Source organism: Polynucleobacter sp. MWH-UH35A (assembly GCF_018687075.1).
Taxonomy (GTDB): Bacteria; Pseudomonadota; Gammaproteobacteria; order Burkholderiales; family Burkholderiaceae; genus Polynucleobacter.
Genome location: NZ_CP061285.1, coordinates 1281325 through 1302059, shown reverse-complemented (window position 1 = coordinate 1302059; position 20735 = coordinate 1281325). Strand labels below are relative to the sequence as shown.

General features: G+C 43.1%; 25 protein-coding genes and 1 tRNA gene. 22 read left to right on the top strand and 4 right to left on the bottom strand.

Translation table 11 applies throughout. The annotated features are described in order from the left end of the window. Positions 1-16: 16 nt before the first annotated feature. The 3 genes from ICV36_RS06780 to ICV36_RS06770 all read left to right on the top strand — a co-directional run bounded on the left by ICV36_RS06780 (position 17) and on the right by ICV36_RS06770 (position 1968). On the top strand, positions 17-313 hold the full coding sequence (locus ICV36_RS06780; protein WP_215399952.1) for a type II toxin-antitoxin system RelE/ParE family toxin: 297 nt from the start codon (positions 17-19) through the stop codon (positions 311-313). Beyond that, positions 314-625 carry an addiction module antidote protein gene (locus ICV36_RS06775; protein ID WP_215399951.1) on the top strand — a complete coding sequence of 104 codons (312 nt, stop codon included), beginning with the start codon at positions 314-316 and terminating at the stop codon, positions 623-625. It abuts the gene before it with no gap. A gap of 302 nt (positions 626-927) precedes the next feature. Then, complete coding sequence (locus ICV36_RS06770; protein WP_215399950.1) at positions 928-1968, top strand: tyrosine-type recombinase/integrase; 1041 nt, start codon at positions 928-930, stop codon at positions 1966-1968. Positions 1969-2181: 213 nt separating this feature from the next. Here the strand turns inward: ICV36_RS06770 and ICV36_RS06765 are convergent, their stop codons facing one another. Continuing rightward, entirely contained in the window at positions 2182-2364 is a 183-nt protein-coding gene (locus ICV36_RS06765) for a hypothetical protein (RefSeq protein WP_215399949.1), read from the bottom strand. Between the two features lie 9 nt (positions 2365-2373). After that, positions 2374-2808 (bottom strand): hypothetical protein, encoded by a 435-nt coding sequence (locus tag ICV36_RS06760; protein WP_215399948.1) that lies wholly within the window; start codon positions 2806-2808, stop codon positions 2374-2376. Between the two features lie 148 nt (positions 2809-2956). On the opposite strand from ICV36_RS06760, the gene ICV36_RS06755 reads away from it, so the two are divergent. The 5 genes from ICV36_RS06755 (at position 2957) to ICV36_RS06735 (ending at position 6314) form a co-directional block, all read left to right on the top strand. Continuing rightward, a complete protein-coding gene (locus tag ICV36_RS06755; protein ID WP_215399947.1) occupies positions 2957-3679 on the top strand; it encodes a tetratricopeptide repeat protein in 723 nt (240 codons plus the stop codon). Positions 3680-3817: 138 nt separating this feature from the next. Beyond that, a complete protein-coding gene (locus ICV36_RS06750) occupies positions 3818-4993 on the top strand; it encodes an MFS transporter (RefSeq protein ID WP_215399946.1) in 1176 nt (391 codons plus the stop codon). Positions 4994-5201: 208 nt separating this feature from the next. Next, positions 5202-5621 (top strand): MarR family winged helix-turn-helix transcriptional regulator, encoded by a 420-nt coding sequence (locus ICV36_RS06745; RefSeq protein WP_215399945.1) that lies wholly within the window; start codon positions 5202-5204, stop codon positions 5619-5621. 10 nt (positions 5622-5631) lie between these two features. Further along, positions 5632-5868, top strand: coding sequence for a CDGSH iron-sulfur domain-containing protein (locus ICV36_RS06740; protein ID WP_251374940.1), 237 nt, complete (start codon positions 5632-5634; stop codon positions 5866-5868). Between the two features lie 32 nt (positions 5869-5900). After that, on the top strand, positions 5901-6314 hold the full coding sequence (locus ICV36_RS06735; protein WP_215399944.1) for a DoxX family protein: 414 nt from the start codon (positions 5901-5903) through the stop codon (positions 6312-6314). Positions 6315-6442: 128 nt separating this feature from the next. Here the strand turns inward: ICV36_RS06735 and ICV36_RS06730 are convergent, their stop codons facing one another. Then, positions 6443-7357 (bottom strand): LysR family transcriptional regulator, encoded by a 915-nt coding sequence (locus tag ICV36_RS06730; RefSeq protein WP_215401594.1) that lies wholly within the window; start codon positions 7355-7357, stop codon positions 6443-6445. 100 nt (positions 7358-7457) lie between these two features. Between ICV36_RS06730 and ICV36_RS06725 the strand changes: the two genes are divergently transcribed. The 14 genes from ICV36_RS06725 to ICV36_RS06660 all read left to right on the top strand — a co-directional run bounded on the left by ICV36_RS06725 (position 7458) and on the right by ICV36_RS06660 (position 20448). Next, complete coding sequence (locus ICV36_RS06725) at positions 7458-8603, top strand: muconate/chloromuconate family cycloisomerase (protein ID WP_215399943.1); 1146 nt, start codon at positions 7458-7460, stop codon at positions 8601-8603. A gap of 11 nt (positions 8604-8614) precedes the next feature. Beyond that, entirely contained in the window at positions 8615-8905 is a 291-nt protein-coding gene (catC, locus tag ICV36_RS06720) for a muconolactone Delta-isomerase (protein ID WP_215399942.1), read from the top strand. A gap of 75 nt (positions 8906-8980) precedes the next feature. Beyond that, positions 8981-9901 (top strand): catechol 1,2-dioxygenase, encoded by a 921-nt coding sequence (catA, locus tag ICV36_RS06715; RefSeq protein WP_215399941.1) that lies wholly within the window; start codon positions 8981-8983, stop codon positions 9899-9901. A gap of 44 nt (positions 9902-9945) precedes the next feature. Then, a complete protein-coding gene (gene benA / locus ICV36_RS06710) occupies positions 9946-11316 on the top strand; it encodes a benzoate 1,2-dioxygenase large subunit (RefSeq protein WP_215399940.1) in 1371 nt (456 codons plus the stop codon). After that, a complete protein-coding gene (benB, locus tag ICV36_RS06705; protein ID WP_215399939.1) occupies positions 11313-11804 on the top strand; it encodes a benzoate 1,2-dioxygenase small subunit in 492 nt (163 codons plus the stop codon). The genes benA and benB overlap by 4 nt, the downstream gene beginning before the upstream one ends. Before the next feature lie 17 nt (positions 11805-11821). Beyond that, positions 11822-12844, top strand: coding sequence for a benzoate 1,2-dioxygenase electron transfer component BenC (gene benC / locus ICV36_RS06700; RefSeq protein WP_215399938.1), 1023 nt, complete (start codon positions 11822-11824; stop codon positions 12842-12844). After that, positions 12844-13629, top strand: coding sequence for a 1,6-dihydroxycyclohexa-2,4-diene-1-carboxylate dehydrogenase (locus ICV36_RS06695; protein WP_215399937.1), 786 nt, complete (start codon positions 12844-12846; stop codon positions 13627-13629). The genes benC and ICV36_RS06695 overlap by 1 nt, the downstream gene beginning before the upstream one ends. Then, on the top strand, positions 13629-14828 hold the full coding sequence (locus ICV36_RS06690; RefSeq protein WP_215399936.1) for a benzoate/H(+) symporter BenE family transporter: 1200 nt from the start codon (positions 13629-13631) through the stop codon (positions 14826-14828). Before ICV36_RS06695 ends, ICV36_RS06690 begins: the two co-directional genes overlap by 1 nt. Next, complete coding sequence (locus ICV36_RS06685) at positions 14821-15489, top strand: 3-oxoacid CoA-transferase subunit A (RefSeq protein ID WP_215399935.1); 669 nt, start codon at positions 14821-14823, stop codon at positions 15487-15489. Before ICV36_RS06690 ends, ICV36_RS06685 begins: the two co-directional genes overlap by 8 nt. A 3-nt stretch (positions 15490-15492) precedes the next feature. Continuing rightward, positions 15493-16140: a 3-oxoacid CoA-transferase subunit B gene (locus tag ICV36_RS06680; RefSeq protein ID WP_215399934.1), complete on the top strand. Its 648-nt coding sequence runs from the start codon at positions 15493-15495 to the stop codon at positions 16138-16140. Further along, positions 16137-17348, top strand: coding sequence for a 3-oxoadipyl-CoA thiolase (pcaF, locus tag ICV36_RS06675; protein WP_305848869.1), 1212 nt, complete (start codon positions 16137-16139; stop codon positions 17346-17348). The genes ICV36_RS06680 and pcaF overlap by 4 nt, the downstream gene beginning before the upstream one ends. 8 nt (positions 17349-17356) lie before the next feature. Beyond that, a complete protein-coding gene (gene pcaD / locus ICV36_RS06670; RefSeq protein WP_215399933.1) occupies positions 17357-18175 on the top strand; it encodes a 3-oxoadipate enol-lactonase in 819 nt (272 codons plus the stop codon). Then, the gene (locus ICV36_RS06665) at positions 18162-19472 is read left to right on the top strand and encodes an aromatic acid/H+ symport family MFS transporter (protein ID WP_215399932.1); all 1311 of its coding nucleotides are present in this window, start codon (positions 18162-18164) and stop codon (positions 19470-19472) included. The genes pcaD and ICV36_RS06665 overlap by 14 nt, the downstream gene beginning before the upstream one ends. 61 nt (positions 19473-19533) lie before the next feature. Further along, positions 19534-20448 carry a tripartite tricarboxylate transporter substrate binding protein gene (locus ICV36_RS06660; protein ID WP_251375135.1) on the top strand — a complete coding sequence of 305 codons (915 nt, stop codon included), beginning with the start codon at positions 19534-19536 and terminating at the stop codon, positions 20446-20448. A 180-nt stretch (positions 20449-20628) separates the two neighbouring features. On the opposite strand, the gene ICV36_RS06655 is transcribed toward ICV36_RS06660, so the two are convergent. Beyond that, positions 20629-20704 (bottom strand) — tRNA-Lys (locus ICV36_RS06655). Positions 20705-20735 lie beyond the last annotated feature (31 nt).

The following is a 20735-nucleotide window of genomic DNA, read 5'->3' as shown; positions in this document are numbered from 1 at the left end:
TCGACTACAATCTTTTATGTTTAAAGTTTTAGAAACAGATAACTTCCGTGAGTGGCTAGGTGGCATTAAAGATCTGTCAACTCGCATTCGATTAGCTAGGCGCTTGGATAGGGCTAGATTGGGTAATTTGGGAGATGTTAAGGCTTTGGCTGATGGCGTTTACGAAATGCGCGAAAAGTTTGGGCCTGGTTGGCGTATGTATTACGTATTGAGAGGTAAAACAATTATTGTGGTGTTGGGTGGTGGAGATAAGTCCAGTCAAGTAAGTGATATTAAAGCGGCAAAAAAATTAGCCAAGCTATTGGAGGATTAAATGAAAACTGTAAAAGTAGAAAAGAAAATTAAAGTCAGTGATTTAGCTGAATTTGATATGACTCGCCACCTGAAAAGCAAGCGCGCGATGACTGAGTATTTGAATCAAGTTATTGCTGATGGTGATGATGCTGAATTAGCGGCTGCATTGGGGCATATTGCCAGGGCAAAAGGTATGGCCGAGATTTCTAAAGCAAGCGGCATTACTAGAGAAGCTTTATACAAAGCCCTAAAGCCTAATACAAAACCCCGTTTTGATACTGTATCTAAGGTTCTTGGCGCCCTGGGCATGAGAATCACAATCCATGCTTAATGCTGATGGTTTGGAAAATAAAAAAGCCCCGCAGAGCGAGACTTAGTAATGCTTGGTGGGTCGGGCGAGATTCGAACTCGCGACCAACGGATTAAAAGAAGTCGTGCCTCTTCAAAACCCTATATAAATCAATAGTTTGTATGACCAAAAAATGACTGTGCGATTGACTGTGCGATTGCATTTTGGTGCAAAGTTCGAATCTGCAGTTCGGATTTTGAACTTTTCAACCCTAAAAAATTCGGTAGGAATTCCCAAATTCTGAAACTACATTAGTACTGACTAATTTCTTTTTTGGAGAACTTATGTCGTTGGAATTAGTGCGTAGTTTTGAACAATTTGAAACCCAAGCTCAGGATTCATTTGTCCAGAGAATGGTCAATGTCAATGGAGTTCCATTTGATGAAGAATTTTTAGGTAAATTGGTGGCCAATCATTTCTCAGCCCTGCCTAATGGCAAAAGACCTACTTTTAGTACTGCATTTGAGATTTACCTAGCTGAAAGCAAATCTTCTCACCGTAAGCGGTTTCGAGATGACGCTACACGGTATTTCAACTACTTTTGCGATCTTTATGGTGACTTGCCATTAGACGAGCTAAAGCACTGGCATATCACTACTTATAGGGATCACCAGTTAAAAAGGGGCCTTAGTCCCTCCAGTATTCGTAAACACCATAACTGCCTTAACGCCATACTCAATTTAGCCTTCCGATTCTTAGATATTGATCGCTTAAGCCCTTTTAGGGGGCTACGGATTAAAGGGGAGGGTGAGACTAAGCGCCACATGGCAGTGGTAACGCCATCGTTAATAGAAAGCGTGAAAGCCAGATTGCTGGAAAGTCGAACGAACTATGCGTTGATTGGCTTAATTCAGTTAAACACCGGTATGCGCTTATCAGAGCCTGTTTTTGCCAGACTGGAAGATTGCATCCTAGATCATCCTATTCCCCATTTATGGGTTCGTCAAAATAGACTGTCTGATCGCAAGACGAAATCCAGTATTCGGGCGGTACCTTTATATGGGGTTTCGCTTGAGGCTGCTACTGATTTATATGAGAGAGCATTACGCAAGCGTAGCGCTTGGCTGGTCCCAAACTATGCTAAAGAGAACGGAAATGGCTCATGCTCAGCAGCAATGGGCAAGGGTCTTAGGGATTTAGGTTTTCGTAGTCATATGTTTCGACATGCTTTTGTAGATAGACTAAAAGCCTGTAACGATATTCCAACTAGATTGGCTGAAAGTATTACCGGGCATTCCAGTGGCGGATCGGAGTTTAATCACTATGGAACCGTTGGGTATACGCTTGAGCAAAAACTAGAAGTCATTAAAAGAGTGGCAATATAAAAATAAGGCCATTTCGCCCATCTAGCTTTAGCATTCGATGTGGCGAAGGCATGGCCCAGGGAGTTAGAGAGCAGCACAAGCTCAACTCCTTTGGTACCAGGTTCAAGTCCTGTGGGGCATTAGAAATGAAAATACTAACCTTAGAGTTGGTATTTTTTTGAGCGCTACTTTAAGTAATGCTTGATTTGTTTAAGTAATTGCGTTGCAAGTGATTCAGCTGCTTATTTTTTGATTTTTTTGTTGCTTAATCATGAAATTGCGAAACTTCACAAATGCCTCATGATGGTCTAAGGCATCAATAGTTTCAATCTCTGTTTGGCCATTGCTTAACTTATAAGTAACTACCCAGTATTTACCGCCAGCATTTTCAATGGAAAGTATTTCATATGGCTTCAAGGCGTCATCCTATAAATAGTCTTGCTTTTTAAGTCGTTTAACCAGACCCATGAATAACTCCAAGGATTCTTTAGAGAATTCTTCAAACTCAATTGATGGTAGGTGGGTAATCCGAAGTTGCTTTTTCTCATCTTGCTCCACATATCCCATTTCTTCTAATTTAAGAATTTTGCGTCTTACAGTTTCCCTTGGTATGCCTGTTGATAAACTGATGGAGTGGGCGTTGCTTCCTCTAAATTTTGAAGTGAATTCACTGAGCATGACTCTTTCATGAGTTAGCTCTGAAAATACATTGCGAGCGTTGTAATGTGCTATTTCGCCAAGCACAATACAACATTCAATATCGCCTTCAAATAAGCGATAAATTCGAATTAAATGATTGATGTAGTGATCATTTATAGCAAACAAAAGACCACTCATTTTTAAAGAAACTTCTTTATCCATTGATTGAGAATACTCACAAAAAGATTGAATTTTAGGCAAACCGCCCAAAATGGGTAATTTGCTCCCAAAATCATCGTTAGTACTTGTATTGTTTTGTCAGCCAATTGAGATTCAGGCTTGGAATAAAACAATCAGATGGGGTAATTTTGTGGATTTAGGATTCGAAAACACATCTAGTAGCGATAGTTATAACTTCAATCATCCAAAACTTGAGTTAGCAGTATCCAATCTGAATCGTGGTCGCTACGAAGCCGCATTTGACATCTTTTTTGATTTGGCAGTCAACGAGCTAGATTCTGAAGCTCAGTTTGCTCTGACCAAAATGTGTTTTGATGGGCACCTAGATGCTGGACAGATTGATCGACTTTTTGAATGGGTGAACTCAAACAGTAGTTTGGGTAATGGTTATGCTCACTTTAATGTTGGATTAATGCACGAACGCGGTATGGGGATGATTGAGCGAAATATTCCTGTGGCGGTTGAGTATTATGAAAAAGCGATCAAAGAAGAAGTGCTCGATGCTTACTGCAATTTAGGAAATATTTATGTTGTTGGCACTGGCGAGGACCAAGGTGTCAAAAAGAATATTCCTCGAGGTGTAGAGCTGCTTACTGTTGGCGCCAATGAAGGCAGTCGTCAGTCAGCCTATAACTTGGGCGTGCTCTACGAAAAGGGTGAATATATCAAGCAAGATCATCAGAAGGCCTTTTACTTCCTAACGCTGGCAACGCTTTTAAAGCACCAACATGCACATCGCTGTCTAATCATCATGCAACATGCCATTAAGCAAAACTTTACCCAAGCCTTTGATGCGGCAGAGAGGCAGTATCACAAGATTGAGAATCTGAGAAAGATGTATAGGGTTTTGTAAAGCACTCTAATCAAGGACAAATCAGATTTAATAAATTTCCTGACAATCTAAGGTTGTAAGTCTAAATTTAATAGATGTGTAACAAAGTGTCGTTAAGAACGATATTAAATGACACTAAGGTGCTAAATTAGACCTGTCATGTTTAAAAGCATTCTCTCTCTTCCTCGAACCGTTTGGCTCATCGGGCTCATTAGTCTAGTCAATGACTCGGCTAGCGAAATGCTTTACCCATTAATGCCTTTATATCTTGCCTCGGTTTTAATGGCTGGGCCAAAAGCGCTTGGCATTATTGAAGGAATTGCGGAGGCTACCTCCAGTATTTTTAAATTAGTTTCGGGCGTAATCGTAGATCGCACCAAAAAGGCAAAGCCGTGGATTGTGCTGGGTTATTCACTGGCGGGTATTGGTAGGCCACTAATAGCAATCGCCAATTCTTGGCTATGGGTTTTGGCTATTCGATTTACAGATCGCATGGGTAAAGGGCTTCGTAGTTCACCTCGCGATGCCTTATTGGCCGAAAGCGTTAATGAAAATCAGAGAGGCGTTACCTTTGGGCTTCATCGCTCTATGGATAATGCTGGCGCCGTTATTGGCCCATTGTTGGCCGCGCTATTTCTATCAATGGGTGTGCCGCTAAGAGATATTTTTCTCTGGGCGATTGTGCCGGCAATTATCACCATTGCGCTTGCCTTTTGTATTAAAGAGCCTCACAAAGAAGCCGTTTCAAAAGCGAGTAAATTTAGTTGGTCTCTGGAAGGCATGCCTGATCAATTTAAAAGATATCTTGTTGTAGCCGGTATCTTTGCCTTAGCTAACTCATCAGATATGTTTTTATTATTGAGAGCAAAAGAAGCTGGGGTCCCTCAAGCAGATATTCCGCTGTTATGGGCTGGTATTTCGATGATCACAACGGTTTTTGGCACTCCGTTATCGGCTCTATCAGATCGGTTTGGTCGCAAGCGTTTTATTTTGATTGCGTGGATTGCCTTTGCTTTCTTTTACATCGCTATGGGCTTGCCTGGTATTTCCATGTTCCAAATATTTGCCTTATTTGGGATCTATGGATTATTCAAAGCCGCTACTGAGGGGGTGGAAAAGGCTTTAGTAGCAGACATGGCGCCTAAAGGATTAGCTGGAACAGCATTCGGTTGGTTTAACTTAGTGACTGGATTAATGTTGTTTCCAGCCTCGTTTATCTTTGGTTGGATTTATGAGGCGATTGCGCCTTTATATGCTTTCCTATTTTCAGGTAGTTGTGCGCTTGTAGCATTTATGTTGATGGCTTTTTGGGTCTACAGGAACGAGGCATCCTAGGTCCTGATCAAATCCGCTCCGAGACACCAAGAAACACCAAAACCACCTTCGGGTGGTTTTTTCTTCCCACCCTTTTTTATTAACTGTCCTTTAAAAGGACGCACTTGCTTTCCGTCCCTATGCCAGTAGATGTCCTTAAAAACGACAAAATCCACAGTTTTATAAAGGATTTGACATTAGTTCATATATGGACTATATTAGTACGTATATGAACTTTCTACCAATCATTAAGCAGTTGGCTAGGGCCTATCAAGAATTTGAGGGCTACTCTTCTACCCACATTCGCGGGCTGGGTCTTTTACCGGTCCAGTTTGATGTGATTGCTACGCTGGCCAATCAACCGCCAATGAGCTTTAAGCAGTTGGGAGAAAAAACGCTGATTTCTAAAAGCTCTCTCACTGGTGTAGTTGGGCGGATGGCTCAGAAAGGCTTGATTGCTACTCAAGAAAATCCGGATGATGCTCGTAGTCATTTGCTCAAGCTGACCGCTAAGGGGCAAAAGATTTTCGAAAAGGCATTCCCAGAGCATCTTAAACATCTTGAAATGGCCTTTCAAAAGTTGTCAAAAAAACAAATGAAAGAAATAGAAGAATCTCTCATTACTTTGAAATCCATTTTTACTCAGTAAAGGAATCATCATGAAACCCCATATCGCTCAAAAAGCCCCCTACGCAGTGGAAGTGACTGCTGGCCAAACTTACTACTGGTGTTCTTGTGGCCAAAGCAAGAATCAGCCGTTTTGTGATGGCAGTCATAAAACTACCGAATTTACTCCTGTGGCTATAACGGCTGAAAAAACCGAGACAGTCTATTTGTGTGGTTGTAAACAAAGCGCCAATGGCGCATTTTGCGATGGCAGTCATAACAAGCTCTAAGAGCTCTAAATAATTTTTAATAAGGAAAAAATATGAAAAACTTTGAAAATGTATTAAACCTACTAGGTCGTATTGCCATTGCCGCATTGTTCCTGCCGGCAGGACTGAATAAGTTGATGGCTGTTGAGGGAACAACGGGATATTTCGCATCACTTGGAATACCAGCAGTAGCTGTAATAGTTTGGGTAGTCATTGCTATTGAAATCTTAGGTGGCCTCGCTTTAATTCTTGGGTATCGCACTCGTTTTGTAGCAATTGGCCTCGCAATCTTTACTGTACTGGCAAGCATTACTGGCCACGCATTCTGGGCCGCTCCAGCAGATGCCGCATTTATTGCTCAGTTATTGTTCTTTAAGAATATTGCTGTAACTGGCGGCTTATTAATATTAGCTTCATCAGGTGCTGGTTCAATTAGCATTGATGGCCGCAAGGCAAAAGCGGAGTAAATACTGCTCTTGAGCCTGACTCAGGCATCCTCGGTCCAGGATCAAGCCTGGTGGGTCCACCAAGAATAAAAGCCACTCTTCGGAGTGGCTTTTATTCTGAATGTTACCTAGGCAATTGAGATGAATGGCTACAGCTCTTCTCGTGTATACGAAATACTCTCTTCATCATAGATACAGTAAATCAAATTAAGCATCTCTTTGATTTCTTCAGATTTATCCATAGACCTCGTACTCATAATGATTGGAGAGTACGCATGCTTCTCATTTAGCTCAAGATAAACAACATCATCACGTTTCATGCCTTGTAAGCTAAAGGGAACTATAGACACTCCTTCACCAGCAGCGACAAGACCAATAGCAATTTGCAACTCTCTAACTTCAATAATCTTTTTAGGATGGACATCTCTTTCTCTAAATCCATTTAGCACTTGATCTGCATAGCTCGGACGGGGATTCTTAGGGAAGACAATTAATGTCTCATCAGCCAAATCTTTTAAGTTAATTGGTTTTTGAGATTTTGAAAGAGGGTGCTCATAAGGTACAGCAGCGATTAGCTTTTCTTCGCGCAATACAATTCGCCTGATATTAGCGTCTTCGTGACGAACCCGTCCAAATCCGATATCAATTTTTCCATCTTTTAAAGCCTTTAATTGTTCCATCGTTGTCATCTCGTACATACGCAACTCAATGGAATTAAATTTAGCTCGGTACTTGCGAATAATCTTTGGCAGCTTCCCATACAAAGTTGAGGCAACAAAACCGACGTTCAATATTCGGTTGATATTTCCAACACGTTGCGTCATTGCCTTGAGCTCGCCGGTTCTCGTGAGGACTTGTTTGGCATGCTCATAAAAAAAGTTGCCCGCTTCAGTTAATTTCAGTGGCCGTGAGTTTCTGACAAACAGTGTTACACCCAGCTCTTCTTCGAGCTGTTGAATCTGTCGACTCAGTGGTGGCTGGGCTATGAATAATTTTTCAGAGGCCCGTGTGAAGTTTCTTTCCTCCGCAACGGCCACAAAGTAGCGTAAATGCCTTAATTCCATATGTATACCTTTTAAGTATTGAAAGGATACCAAATCAGTCTTAGACATGTCAAAAAGACCAATTTAGAGTCCATATATCGAAAAACTATACGAAATAGATATGATTAATTCAGTAGAAGCCTTCATTGTTGATGTACCGACCATTCGCCCACACAAGCTCTCAGTGGCCACGATGAACGCCCAGGCCTTGGTTTTGGTGAGAATCCGCACTTCTGATGGGATTGAGGGCTGGGGCGAAGCAACCACCATTGGCGGACTGAATTACGGTGAAGAGAGCCCAGAAAGTATCAAAACAAATATCGAGACCTATATGGCTCCCCTGATTATTGGCATGAAAGCCAGTCAGGTTGCCAAAATAATGCATAAGCTGCGTACCACTATTCAGGGCAATCGATTTGCTAAGTGCGCAATTGAGACTGCTTTATTAGATGCTCAAGGAAGACGCCTAGGGGTTCCGGTTAGCGAGTTATTGGGCGGTCGTGTTCGTGACCAACTTCCTGTTGCATGGACTTTAGCGAGTGGTGATACCCAAAAAGATATCGCTGAAGCCGAAAAGATGATTGCATTGCGTAGACATAACATCTTTAAATTAAAGATCGGTTTGCGCTCCGTTGAAGCTGACGTAGAGCATGTGTTAACTATTAAACGTGCACTAGGTGCTGAAGTTAGCGTTCGCGTGGATGTAAACCAAGCGTGGAGTGAATTAAATGCTGTAAAAGGGATTGCAGCACTTGAGGCTGGTGGTATCGACTTAATCGAGCAGCCTGTAAAAGGTTCATACAAAGCTAGTATGGCTCGCCTTACCAATCAATTTGCCGTTGCCATCATGGCCGATGAGGCTTTGCACGGGCCGAGCGATGCATTGGAATTGGCAAATAAATTTGCAGCAGATGTATTTGCAGTAAAGATCAATCAATCTGGTGGTTTATTCCCAGCACTTCAAGTGGCAACCATTGCAGAGCTTTCTGGAATTAGCCTTTACGGCGGAACCATGTTGGAGGGTGCGGTAGGTACAGCAGCTTCCGCTCATGTGTTTTCAACATTTGGCGACTTGGAATTTGGCACCGAGCTATTTGGGCCGCTGTTGCTCACAGAAGAAATCTTGCTTGAGCCGTTGGGCTACCGGGATTTCTCACTAGAAGTTCCAAAAGGTCCAGGCTTAGGTATTCAGTTAGACCTAGAAAAAATTAATTACTTAAAACGTCAACAGGGTCACTCAGACCAAGTTGATTTGATCACTGCCTAAAAGGAGACAGCATGTTATTCCACGTAAGAATGAATGTGAATTTACCAACTTCAATGCCTGAAGCTGAAGCAGCGGCATTGAAAAAGAAAGAAAAAGAGATTGCTCAAGGCTTACAGAACTCTGGCAAGTGGCGCCACCTTTGGCGTATTGCAGGCCAGTACGCCAATATCAGCATCTTTGATGTAGCGAGCGTAGAAGAGCTGCATAACTTGATTTCAACATTACCTCTATTTCCCTTCATGCAAATTGAGATTCTGCCTTTATGCAGACATCCATCTTCTGTGAGGGAGGACGACAGTTAAACCTCCAAAAATAACCAAATTATTAGTCACTAAAGCACTTAACAGAACAAACAAGCCAAATTAAAGGAATTCAAAATGAAACATACCGATATTGAAAAATTAGCAAAAGAGTGGATCGTAGATGCAGCCGATTCCCCAGCCAACGCCCGCGTTCAGGCAATCACACTTCGCTTGGTAACTGACTTATGCAAAGCCATTGAAGATTTGGATATCACTCCAACAGAATTCTGGAAGGGTTTGGAGTATTTCTCAGAAGCTGGTGCCCGTAATGAGCTAGGCCTATTAGCCCCTGGCATTGGCTTAGAGCGCTTCTTGGATATGCGTGCCGATGAAGCTGATGAAAAAGCAGGATTGACTGGCGGCACTCCTCGTGCAATTGAAGGTCCTCTATATGTAGCGGGTGCCCCAGAATCTAAAGGCTTTGCACGTATGGATGATGGTACTGAAGTAGATAAAGCTGAGCCATTGTTTATGCAAGGCACTGTTTATGGTGCAGACGGCAAGCCTTTGGCTAACGCAAAGGTAGAAATGTGGCATGCCAATACATTAGGCGGCTATTCATTCTTTGATAAAACTCAGTCTCCTTATAACTTACGTCGCACCATTTTCACCGATGAAAATGGACGTTACGCCATACAAAGCATCATGCCAAATGGCTATGGCTGCCCACCAGATGGCTCCACTCAAGCTTTATTGAATTTATTAGGTCGTCATGGCAATCGTCCGGCACACGTTCACTATTTTGTGACAGCACCTGGTCACAGAAAGTTAACCACTCAAATCAATATTGATGGCGACAAGTATTTGTGGGATGACTTTGCATTTGCAAGCCGTGAAGGTTTGGTGCCACCAGTGATTCGCGTTAGTGATCCAGCCGAGATGAAGGCTAAAGGCGTAACTAAGCCATTTGCTTCGATTGATTTTGATATTCAGATGGTGGTTGAGAAGCCTGAAGCTGCCCCTGGAATTGTTGATAGAGCTCACTTCGCTGCGTAATTTGTATCAGGGGTGCTTGCACCCCTGTCATAAAAGGACAAAAAATGATCCCAATTCATGTTGATAACTCTCCAAAGCTCAAAAGTCTTGACGAATTTTTGATCGAGGATAAAGAGAGTGGTGACTATCGCCTACATCGTAGTGCATTCACAGATAAAGACCTTTTCGAATTAGAGATGAAGCACATCTTTGAGGGTAATTGGATTTATTTGGCGCACGAAAGCCAAATTCCGAATATCAATGACTACTACTCTACTTATATTGGTAGCCAGCCGATTTTCATCTCACGAAACCGTCAGGGCGAATTAAATGCCATGATGAATGCGTGCAGCCATCGTGGCGCTCAGCTCTGTCGTCATAAGCGCGGCAATAAAGCAACCTTTACCTGCCCGTTCCATGGCTGGACATTTAATAACAGCGGAAAACTCTTAAAGGTAAAAGATCCTGAAGAAGCTGGTTATCCAGATTGCTTTAATAAAGAAGGTTCGCATGACCTCAAAAGGGTGCCTAAGTTTGAAAGCTATCGTGGCTTTCTGTTTGGTAGCTTAAATGATGATGTGGCTCCTCTAAAAGAATTCTTAGGTGAAGCGGCAAAAATTATTGACATGATTGTTGATCAGTCTGTTGATGGCCTAGAAGTATTAAAGGGTTCTTCAACTTATACCTTTAACGGTAACTGGAAACTACAAGCTGAGAACGGCGCTGATGGCTATCACGTCTCTGCAGTGCATTGGAACTACGCAGCAACAACAAATCATCGCAAAGAGCAAGAGGCGATTCGGGAAGACAAGATCAAGGCGATGGATGCCGGTAAGTGGGGTAAACAGGGCGGCGGATTCTATTCTTTTGATCATGGACATATGTTGTTATGGACTAAATGGGCAAACCCAGAAGATCGGCCAAATTTCCCAAGACACCAAGAATTCTCCGATAAGTTTGGCAAGCCGATTGCTGACTGGATGATTGAGCGCTCCAGAAATCTCTGTCTCTATCCAAACGTTTACTTAATGGATCAGTTTGGTTCGCAGATTCGTTTACTACGTCCTTTGGCTGTTGATAAGACAGAAGTCACGATTTACTGTATCGCTCCAAAAGGAGAGTCTGCTGAAGCGCGCTCAAGAAGAATTCGTCAGTACGAAGACTTCTTCAATGTGAGCGGCATGGCGACTCCAGATGATCTAGAAGAGTTTAGGGCCTGCCAAGAGGGTTTTGCTGCTAAAGCCATTGAGTGGAACGATATGTGCCGTGGTTCCGAGCATTGGATTGAAGGGGCCGATGAGGCAGCGCAAGAAATTGGTTTGAAGCCAATCTTGAGTGGACTTAAGACAGAAGATGAGGGTCTTTACACGGTTCAACATCGTTATTGGCTAGAAACCATGAAAAAAGCAGTTGAGCTAGAGCAGGTGAGTGCATGAAAACTATTTCTATTTTAGATATCAATGCATTCTTGTATTACGAGAGTCGTTTACTTGACGATGAGCATTGGGATGAGTGGCTTGAGTGCTATAGCCCTGACGCTGAGTTCTGGATGCCATCCTGGGATGACAACGATGAGTTGGTAACAAATCCACAGGAAGAGATTTCCTTGATTTATTACCCCAATCGTCAAGGCCTTGAGGATCGTGTATTTCGTATTAAGACAGAGCGCTCAAGTGCGACTATGCCGGATACCAGAACTTGCCATAACGTCACTAATGTGGAATTAGAAAAACGTGATGGTGATCTATGCACAGTTCGCTTTAATTGGCATACCTTGAGTCATCGCTATAAAACGAATTACAGCTACTTTGGAATGTCGCGCTATCTGATTGATTTTTCAGGCGATAAACCAAAAATTCTTAACAAATATGTTGTTCTAAAGAACGATTACATCAGTCAGGTAATTGATATCTATCACATTTAACGAATTGACAGAACGCTATGAGCTATAACATCGCACTACAGTTTGAGGACGGGGTAACTCGTTTCATCTCCTGCAACGAAGGGGAAAAACTTTCTGATGCCGCATATCGTCAGAAGGTCAATATTCCGCTTGACTGTAGAGATGGCGCTTGTGGCACCTGCCGTGGTTTATGTGAATCTGGTGACTATGATTTGCCAGAGTCTAGTTATATCGAGGATGCCTTAACTCCAGAAGAGGCTGCTCAGCGTAAGATTTTGGCATGTCAAATGAAGCCAAGGTCAGATTGTGTAGTCAGGATTCCAGCCTCTTCGGCAGCCTGTAAAACCGGCTCTTCTTCATTTGTTGGCAAGATGGAAAAAATCGAGAAGCTATCTGATTCCACCATCAGATTTTCAATTGCTCTTGATGATCCAAGTGCACTCACTTTTTTACCTGGGCAATATGTCAATGTGCAAATTCCTGGTACTGATTTGACACGTGCGTATTCATTTAGCTCTGCTCCAGGGTCTTCAATTGCTTCATTTGTTGTGCGAAATGTACCCAATGGTCGCATGAGTCAGTATCTATCTGAGACTGGTAAGTCCGGCGACGCAATCTCTTTTGCCGGTCCAAATGGAAGTTTTTATCTTCGTGAAATCAAGCGACCCGTTTTGTTTTTGGCTGGCGGCACCGGGATCGCCCCATTCCTTTCCATGTTGGAGTCTTTGAGTGCCACGGGCGGTGCGCATCCAATCAAGATGGTATTTGGCGTGACTAATGACATGGATTTAGTAGCCCTTGATCAGCTCGAAACAATGAAGTCCAAGTTGCCAGATTTTGAGTATCGGACTGTCGTGGCTTCTGCTGAAAGTAGTCATCAGCGCAAGGGTTATGTAACTGAGCATATTGAAAATGATTGGCTAAACCAGGGAGATGTGGATGTTTATCTCTGCGGCCCAGTTGCTATGGTAGATGCTGTACGAAATTGGTTGAATGGTGTAGGCGTAATACCGGCAAATTTCTTGTTTGAGAAATTCTCTCCAAGCGCGGTAGGTGCGTAATGGCTCAAGCGCTTCGATTCAAGAATAAAGTCGCCATTGTTACAGGCTCTGCGCAGGGCATTGGTGAGGGTGTTGCTATCGCTTTAGCGAAAGAGGGTGCCAAGATCGTTTTGGTAGATCGATCTGACTTAATTGATGATGTTGCCAAGAAGCTGGCCAAATTAAAAGCTAAATGCTTAGTAGTGAAGGCTGATCTAGAGACATACAGCGGTGCAAAGGAAATGGTTGTGGCTGCGCTCAAGGCTTTCAAGAAAATTGACATCATTGTGAATAATGTCGGCGGCACTATTTGGGCCAAGCCTTATGAGCATTACGAGGAGGATCAGATAGAGGCGGAAATTCGTCGCTCGCTTTTTCCTACTCTGTGGTGTTGCAGAGCGGTCTTGCCAACCATGATTAAGCAACAGCATGGGGTAGTAGTGAATATTTCCTCAATTGCTACCCGTAGCATTCATCGCATTCCCTATGCTGCTGCTAAAGGCGGCGTAAATGCAATGACTGCCAGTTTAGCTTTTGAACATGCTAAGGATGGCATTCGGTTCAATGCGGTTGCTACCGGGGGAACTGTAGCACCGCCGAGAAAAATTCCTCGCAATAAAAATAAGTTATCAAAGCAAGAAGAGATTTGGTATCAAGGCATCATTGACCAAACGATTGATTCTAGTTTGATGCATCGCTATGGTTCTATTGATGAGCAGGTGAGAGCGATCCTATTTTTAGCCTCTGATGAAGCTTCCTATATTACTGGCACGGTATTGCCAGTGGGTGGCGGGGATTTGGGCTAATGAAGCGCAGCTTCTTCGAAGATATTTCACTTTCGGCCATTACAGCTGGGTTTCTGGTTGTATTAATTTCCTATGCAGGGCCGATGTTGATTTTTTTTCAGGCCGCTTCCTTGGCGCAAGTATCAAATGAGGTGCTTGCTTCATGGGTATGGGGGGTTTCAATTGGCGGAGGTTTATCAGGTCTCTACCTGAGTTGGAAATACAAAATGCCGATTATTACGGCATGGTCTGCTCCAGGCGCAGCATTGCTGGTGACTTTATTTCCACATATGTCAGTAAATGAGGCAATTTCTTCTTATCTAACCGCAGCAGCAATTATTTTTCTGATTGGCGTTACCGGAACTTTTGACAAGCTCATAAAACATATTCCAAAAGGAATTGCTGCGGGAATGATGGCAGGAATTCTCTTCCAGTTTGGTATCAACATCTTTAAATCGATTTCAACCATGCCAGCTTTGGCATTAGCAATGATTGGAATCTACCTAGTCTTTAAGCGATTGCTGCCAAGATTTGTGATTTTATTTGTTTTGATATTTGGTATTTTGTTGGCTTATTTTATTGGCGACGTTAATCCAAATAACTTTCAGCTTTCGATCGCTCATCCTGTTTTTATTACGCCTGTATGGAGCTGGGAGTCGACATTTAGTTTTGCGATTCCTCTAGTGTTAGTGAGTTTGACTGGTCAATTTTTACCAGGCATGGCAATTCTGAAGCTGGCTAACTACCATGTCCCGGCAAAGCCAATAATTACTTTTACCAGTTTCATGTCGGTCATTACCGGCATCTTTGGTGGGATTACGACTACTACGGCTGCTATCACAGCAACACTGTGCACTGGCAAAGAGGCGAATGAAGACCCTAACAAGCGATATGTTGCCGGTATTTTTAGTGGAATTTTCTTTTTGATTGGAGGTTCTTTAGCCGGCTCAATCGTACTGATTTTTACCAGCCTGCCAAAAGAACTCATCGCCCTGCTAGCTGGATTAGCTTTGCTTGGCGCGATTATCTCCAGCCTCATGAGCACTCTTGAAGAGCCGGATCACAGAGAAGCCTCGGCTATTACCTTTTTAGCTACCGCATCTGGCATGAGCTTCTTAGGCCTGGGTTCTGCATTTTGGGGAATAGTTATTGGCTCAATTGCATACGTGGTTTTTGATAAAGATTTATTGAAATTAAAGAGTAAACAAAAGAATGATTGATAAAACATCAGCATCAATATTTGATGCAATTAAACAAATTCCAGATGGCGCAACAGTCATGATTGGTGGTTTTGGTACCGCCGGACAGCCTGCTGAACTCATCGATGCGCTCATTGAGCATGGCGCTAAAGACTTGACGGTAGTAAACAATAACGCCGGCAATGGTGATCATGGTTTAGCAGCGCTATTAAAGGCAGGGCAAGTAAAAAAGATCATTTGCTCCTTTCCAAGGCAATCGGATTCCTATGAATTTGATAAGTTGTACTACGCCAAAAAAATAGAATTGGAATTAGTTCCCCAGGGAAACCTGGCTGCTCGTATTCAGGCGGCAGGCGCTGGCCTAGGAGCTATCTATACGCCAACTGGCTATGGCACGCTTTTGGCTGAAAACAAAGAAAGCAAAATCATTAATGGCAAGGGATATGTACTTGAGTATCCGATTCAAGCAGATTTTGCGTTGATCAAGGCCTATAAAGGTGATCGCTGGGGGAACCTCACTTACCGCATGAGTGCTAGAAATTTCGGCCCGATTATGGCGACTGCCGCTAAATGCACTATCGCGCAAGTTAATGAAGTGGTGCCATTGGGAGATATCGATCCAGAGCACGTTATTACTCCAGGTATTTTTGTTAAGCACGTTGTTGCTGTGAAAGGGAAATAAACAATGGCATATCAACGTTTAACTAGAGAACAAATTGTTCAAAGAGTAGCAAAAGATATTCCTGAAGGATCTTATGTCAATTTAGGCATTGGCTTGCCGACCAAAATTGCTAATTACCTCGATGCTGATAAAGAAATCTTTTTGCAAAGTGAGAATGGTGTTTTGGGTATGGGTCCAGCGCCAGCTAAAGGTGATGAAGATTCAGATCTAATTAATGCCGGAAAAGAATTCATTACTTTATTAAAAGGCGGCTCATTTTTTCATCATGGCGATTCATTCACCATGATGCGTGGCGGCCATATTGATATTTGTGTTTTAGGGGCATTCCAAGTTGCTCAAAATGGCGATTTAGCCAATTGGCATACCGGTTCACCCGATGCTATTCCAGCAGTAGGTGGTGCGATGGACCTGGCTATTGGCGCCAGAAATGTTTTTGTCACCATGGAACATGTCACCAAAAATGGTGAAGCCAAGATTGTTGAGCAATGTTCGTACCCATTAACGGGTATGAATTGTGTCAATCGTATCTATACCGACCTTGCAGTGATTGATGTCACTCCAAAGGGCTTAGTCGTTACCGAGATGGTTCCTGGACTCACCCTAGATGAGTTGCAAAAACTTACCGATGCACCTTTATCAATGGCTCAATGATGAAAAATAATGCAAACGCCTATATTTGTGACGCTATTAGAACGCCGTTTGGCAGATACGGTGGATCACTATCTACAATCAGGGCTGATGATTTAGCAGCTTTACCAATTCAGGCATTGATGATGCGCAATATCGTGGATTGGTCTGCTCTAGATGATGTGATTTATGGATGTGCAAACCAAGCTGGTGAAGACAACAGAAACGTCGCCAGAATGGCTTCATTGCTAGCCCGCTTACCGGTTGAAGTTCCGGGCTCAACTGTAAATAGATTATGTGGATCTAGTCTTGATGCCATTGGTATTGCCGCCAATGCTATTAAAGGTGGTGGCAATCACTTAATGATTGCTGGTGGCGTAGAGAGCATGTCGCGCGCGCCATTTGTCATGGGCAAGGCTGATTCAGCTTTTTCCCGTTCAGCCAAGATTGAAGACACAACCATCGGCTGGCGTTTCATTAATCCGCTGATGAAAGCACATTATGGCGTTGACTCCATGCCAGAGACAGCTGAAAACGTTGCTGAGGATTTCAGAATTTCTCGTGTTGATCAGGATTTATTCGCATTTACGAGTCAGCAACGCACCGCTAAAGCACAAGCAGCAGGAATCTTTGATGATGAAATTATTCCAGTCAACATTCCGCAGAAAAAAGGCGATCCAGTTGTATTTTCAAAAGACGAGCATCCACGCTTAACAACTATAGAAACCTTGGCTTCCTTAAAAAGTATTGTGAAGCAGGGTGGCACTGTCACTGCTGGTAATGCATCAGGCGTTAATGATGGTGCTTGTGCGCTATTGCTTGCCTCGGATGCGGGAATTAAACAGCATTCATTGACTCCTAAAGCGCGCGTTATTGCGGTAGCCGCAGCTGGTGTACCCCCAAGAATCATGGGCTTTGGACCATCTCCCGCAGTGAAAAAAGTATTGGAAAAGGCGGGATTAAAGCTCAGCCAGATGGATGTCATTGAGTTAAACGAAGCTTTTGCATCGCAAGCGCTAGCGGTAACTCGTGATCTAGGTCTGCCTGACAACGCTCCGCATGTAAATCCAAACGGTGGCGCAATTTCTCTGGGCCATCCATTAGGCGCTTCAGGTGGGCGTTTAGTTACAACTGCAATGTACCAGCTCATTCGTACCAAAGGAAAATATGCCCTTTGCACGATGTGCATTGGAGTGGGACAGGGCATTGCATTAATTATTGAGAGAGTTTAGGAGTAGCAATGAGCATTGCGCATATTAATGGGATTGATGTTTTTTACTTAACGGATGGCGATCCCCATAAACCAGCCATTATTTTTTCAAATTCCTTGGGTGCAGACCATTCAATGTGGGATGGGCAGCTTGAGAATTTGAGAAGAGATTTCTACTTAATTCGATATGACACCAGGGGGCATGGTTTATCCAGTGCGCCAAAAGGACCTTATTCAGTAGCGCAACTCGCTAGTGATGTTCTGGGTCTTCTCGATTACTTAAGCATTGAGAAAGCACTCTTTTGTGGAATTTCGATGGGTGGCCTCATTGGTCAGTACTTGGCAATTCATGCTCCACAGAGAATCGAGGCGCTGGTGATATCAAACACTGCTCCAAAAATTGGTGCAGAGACTGCATGGCTTGATCGTGCCAGCCTCGTAAGGAAAGAGGGCATGAACACGATTGCGGAATCGGCCCCTTCCAGATGGTTTACCCCAGAGTTTTATGGGTCTAACCGCAGCGGAGTGAATGGGTTACTCATTAATTTGAAGAATACGAATCCTGAAGGTTATGCAGGCTGCTGTGAGGCGCTAGCAAAAGAAGACTTAAGAGATGGAATTTCAACAGTCAATATCCCGGTTCTGATCATCGCCGGGGATAAAGACCCTGTGACGACGATTGAAGATGCAAAAGCGATGCAATCCCAAATTAAGGGTTCTCAAATTGCTACTTTGGCAGCATCTCATATATCCAACATTGAAGCTGAAGCTGCGTTCAATCAAGCAATAAAACAATTTTTTATAAAACAAGTTAAACAAGAGATGGAGACTAGTCATGAGTCAAATTGATGTTCATAAGTTAATAGATGAGGCCAGGTTCGGTAAGTTTCATTGGGGTCTATTGTTTTGGTGTGGTCTGATTATTATTTTTGATGGTTACGATCTCGTCATTTACGGGGTAGTCTTGCCAAAACTCATGGCTGAATGGCAGCTAACGCCTATGCAGGCCGGAACCTTAGGTAGTTATGCTTTATTTGGCATGATGTTTGGCGCAATGTTCTTTGGACCGCTATCAGACAAGATCGGTAGAAAAAAGACGATTGCTATGTGTGTCATATTGTTTAGCTTCTTTACTTTTATCAATGGTTTCGCTGAAAACTTAACCCAATTTGGCATTTGCAGATTTATTGCTGGACTAGGTATTGGTGGTGTGATGCCGAACGTAGTTGCTTTAATGACAGAGTATTCACCCAAGAAAATTCGCAGTCTTTTGGTAACCATTATGTTTAGCGGCTATTCAGTGGGTGGTATGTTATCGGCAGGTGTAGGTATCTACTTAATTCCAACATATGGATGGCCTGCAGTATTTTTTGTGGCGATCATCCCTTTACTCTTGTTGCCAGTGATTTTGTATTTCTTACCAGAGTCACCTGGCTTTCTGATTAAGTCAAATCGCAATGCTGATGCAGGGAAAATTTTGCAAAAGATTGCTCCTGAAAGTACAGCATTAAATGCTAATGACTATGTATATCCACTCGGAAATGCCTCTAGCTCAGTGCCTTTGGTTTCCTTGTTTAAGGATGGCCGCATCGTCAGTACATTGATGTTTTGGACATCATTCTTTATGTGCTTGTTAATGGTTTATGCACTAGGTTCATGGTTGCCAAAGCTCATGAATAAGGCTGGCTACGAGTTAGGTTCAAGCCTGATGTTCTTGATGGTCTTAAATATTGGTGCTATTTTTGGTGCTGTTGGGGGCGGTTGGCTTGCGGATAAATTCCATCCGCGTAAAGTATTGACCATCTTCTTTATATGCGCAGCTACTTCTATTAGTTTGTTGGGGGTAAAGAGTCCATTTATTGTTCTGAATTTATTAGTGGCGATTGCAGGTGCCACAACGATTGGTTCTCAAATTTTGCTTTACGCCTATGTTGCTCAGTACTATCCTCTGAAAATACGTTCCACCGGTATTGGCTGGGCATCAGGAGTTGGTCGAGTAGGTGCAATTTTAGGTCCTGTGCTTGGTGGAACTTTATTAAGCTTAAGCTTGCCTTTGGAATTTAATTTCTATGCCTTTGCAATTCCAGGTGCGATTGCTTGTATAGCAATATCTCTAGCGGGCAGAAAGGGACATGATGGCGTTTAAGAACTGGCCACAGCAAATCACCAGGGTAATTGGATTTGCTCTAATCACCCTAACTGCACAGATGGCAGCCGCACAAGAGTGGCCAGCCAAACCAATAAAGTGGATTGTTCCATTTCCACCAGGTGGTGCAATGGATGTGATTGCTAGAGCGCTCGCTGATAGCTCTTCCAAATCCTTGGGGCAAACCATATTTGTTGAGAATAAACCTGGCGCAGGTGGCAATATTGGCGCTGAGCTGGTTGCCAGGTCTGAAGCTGATGGTTATACGATGATGATCACATCAATCGGAATGGCTACCAATAAATTTTTGTATCCCAAGTTAGCCTATGACCCAGTGAGAGATTTTGCTCCTGTCAGCTTAATTGCAATTGTGCCAAATGTATTGGTGACAAATGCCACCCAGCCGAATGTAAAAACGGTGGCAGAAGTGATTGCTAATGCAAAAGCGCAGCCAGGAAAGTTGACTTATGCCTCTGCAGGAAACGGTACCTCAATTCATTTGGCTGGGGAGGTCTTCACTTCTTTGGCAAAAATTGATATGCAGCATATACCCTATAAGGGTAGTGGGCCTGCAGTAACAGATTTACTTGGCGGACAGGTCAACTATATGTTTGACAGCATTACTTCTGCAAAGCCGCACATTGCTTCAGGAAAATTAAGAGCTATTGGCTTGACAACTGCAAAGCGGTCAAAATCACTTCCTGGTGTGCCGACTATTGCTGAATCAGGCTTGCCTGGATATGATGTGACGCCATGGTTTGCAGTGTTTGTACCAGCTAACACTCCAAAGCCTGTGATTAAGAAATTGAATTCAGCATTGATTGCCAGCATGAACACTCAAGCCATTAAAGAGAAGTTTGAAAGTATCGGCGCAGAACCGATAGGATCTTCGCCAGAAGAAATGGCAATTTACTTGAATAAAGAAATTGAGCGCTGGGGTAAGGTGATTTCAGCTAATAATATAAAGGCTGATTAAGGTAGTCTTCTTATATGGGTGGTGCTTAATGTGCCACCCAATACGAAGGTAACTAATTCATAAGAAACAATAACAAAGTGTGCGATTGAATCGCTAACAGCAAACCCTTATGCAGTAAGGGTTGTAATTTTTGGGATTTTTATAGGCTGAAGCGAATCGCCCGCAAAGCCTTATTCTATATGGTGGGTCGGGCGAGATTCGAACTCGCGACCAACGGATTAAAAGTCCGCTGCTCTACCGACTGAGCTACCGACCCAGTTAAGCCATAAATTATAGCAAGAAGTTTG

Excerpts from the sequence above, each read along its gene's own strand:
- ICV36_RS06780 (WP_215399952.1), top strand. The coding sequence starts at position 17 with ATGTTTAAAGTTTTAGAAACAGATAACTTCCGTGAGTGGCTAGGTGGC.
- ICV36_RS06775 (WP_215399951.1), top strand. The coding sequence starts at position 314 with ATGAAAACTGTAAAAGTAGAAAAGAAAATTAAAGTCAGTGATTTAGCT.
- ICV36_RS06770 (WP_215399950.1), top strand. The coding sequence starts at position 928 with ATGTCGTTGGAATTAGTGCGTAGTTTTGAACAATTTGAAACCCAAGCT.
- ICV36_RS06760 (WP_215399948.1), bottom strand. The coding sequence starts at position 2,808 with ATGGATAAAGAAGTTTCTTTAAAAATGAGTGGTCTTTTGTTTGCTATA.
- ICV36_RS06750 (WP_215399946.1), top strand. The coding sequence starts at position 3,818 with ATGTTTAAAAGCATTCTCTCTCTTCCTCGAACCGTTTGGCTCATCGGG.
- ICV36_RS06745 (WP_215399945.1), top strand. The coding sequence starts at position 5,202 with ATGAACTTTCTACCAATCATTAAGCAGTTGGCTAGGGCCTATCAAGAA.
- ICV36_RS06740 (WP_251374940.1), top strand. The coding sequence starts at position 5,632 with ATGAAACCCCATATCGCTCAAAAAGCCCCCTACGCAGTGGAAGTGACT.
- ICV36_RS06735 (WP_215399944.1), top strand. The coding sequence starts at position 5,901 with ATGAAAAACTTTGAAAATGTATTAAACCTACTAGGTCGTATTGCCATT.
- ICV36_RS06730 (WP_215401594.1), bottom strand. The coding sequence starts at position 7,357 with ATGGAATTAAGGCATTTACGCTACTTTGTGGCCGTTGCGGAGGAAAGA.
- ICV36_RS06725 (WP_215399943.1), top strand. The coding sequence starts at position 7,458 with ATGATTAATTCAGTAGAAGCCTTCATTGTTGATGTACCGACCATTCGC.
- catC (WP_215399942.1), top strand. The coding sequence starts at position 8,615 with ATGTTATTCCACGTAAGAATGAATGTGAATTTACCAACTTCAATGCCT.
- catA (WP_215399941.1), top strand. The coding sequence starts at position 8,981 with ATGAAACATACCGATATTGAAAAATTAGCAAAAGAGTGGATCGTAGAT.
- benA (WP_215399940.1), top strand. The coding sequence starts at position 9,946 with ATGATCCCAATTCATGTTGATAACTCTCCAAAGCTCAAAAGTCTTGAC.
- benB (WP_215399939.1), top strand. The coding sequence starts at position 11,313 with ATGAAAACTATTTCTATTTTAGATATCAATGCATTCTTGTATTACGAG.
- benC (WP_215399938.1), top strand. The coding sequence starts at position 11,822 with ATGAGCTATAACATCGCACTACAGTTTGAGGACGGGGTAACTCGTTTC.
- ICV36_RS06695 (WP_215399937.1), top strand. The coding sequence starts at position 12,844 with ATGGCTCAAGCGCTTCGATTCAAGAATAAAGTCGCCATTGTTACAGGC.
- ICV36_RS06690 (WP_215399936.1), top strand. The coding sequence starts at position 13,629 with ATGAAGCGCAGCTTCTTCGAAGATATTTCACTTTCGGCCATTACAGCT.
- ICV36_RS06685 (WP_215399935.1), top strand. The coding sequence starts at position 14,821 with ATGATTGATAAAACATCAGCATCAATATTTGATGCAATTAAACAAATT.
- ICV36_RS06680 (WP_215399934.1), top strand. The coding sequence starts at position 15,493 with ATGGCATATCAACGTTTAACTAGAGAACAAATTGTTCAAAGAGTAGCA.
- pcaF (WP_305848869.1), top strand. The coding sequence starts at position 16,137 with ATGATGAAAAATAATGCAAACGCCTATATTTGTGACGCTATTAGAACG.
- pcaD (WP_215399933.1), top strand. The coding sequence starts at position 17,357 with ATGAGCATTGCGCATATTAATGGGATTGATGTTTTTTACTTAACGGAT.
- ICV36_RS06665 (WP_215399932.1), top strand. The coding sequence starts at position 18,162 with ATGAGTCAAATTGATGTTCATAAGTTAATAGATGAGGCCAGGTTCGGT.
- ICV36_RS06660 (WP_251375135.1), top strand. The coding sequence starts at position 19,534 with ATGGCAGCCGCACAAGAGTGGCCAGCCAAACCAATAAAGTGGATTGTT.